Origin of the sequence: Streptosporangium nondiastaticum (assembly GCF_003011965.1) — a bacterium.
Taxonomy (GTDB): domain Bacteria; phylum Actinomycetota; class Actinomycetes; order Streptomycetales; family Streptomycetaceae; genus Streptomyces; species Streptomyces nondiastaticus.
In genome coordinates this window covers 1-461 of record NZ_PXWG01000357.1, presented here as the reverse complement: position 1 = coordinate 461, position 461 = coordinate 1, and the positions used below count along the sequence as shown (strand labels likewise).

The window sequence follows — 461 nt, the reverse complement described above, 5'->3', positions numbered from 1 at the left end:
ATGTGTTGTGTTTTCCGCGTTCATCTTTCCGAGGGTATCCGAAAAGATCCGAACACAAAAGAAGACAAACGCGCGTTCCAGGGGCTTGAGGCTGTCGTTCAATGGCAGGGTCGCCGCTGCCTGTCCGCCCATCATGTCGATGCTGTCTTCGCCCGCCGTGCTGCCCGATGAAACCGTGGACCACCATGCCGACGTGCTCGTGGTGGGCGGCGGGCTGCACGGCTGTGCCATTGCACGCGACCTGGCGGGGCGCGGCTGGCGGGTGCTGCTGTGTGAACAGGACGACCTGGCTGCCCACGCGTCGGGGGCCACCGGCAAGCTGGTGCATGGGGGCCTGCGTGAACTGGCGCGGCTGGACCTGGGCGGGGTGAAGCGGGCGCTGCTGGAGCGCCACCGGCTGTTGCATGCCGCCCCGCATCTGCTGTCGCCAGTCCGGCTGGTGATGCCGCACGACGACGGCA

At 66.8% G+C, this 461-nt stretch carries 1 protein-coding gene; it reads left to right on the top strand.

Annotation, left to right across the window (positions count from 1 at the left end; genetic code table 11):
* Positions 1–133 precede the first annotated feature (133 nt).
* Positions 134–461 (top strand): FAD-dependent oxidoreductase (locus tag B7P34_RS36215; RefSeq protein WP_146167057.1); only part of this gene is annotated, 328 nt, incomplete at its 3' end.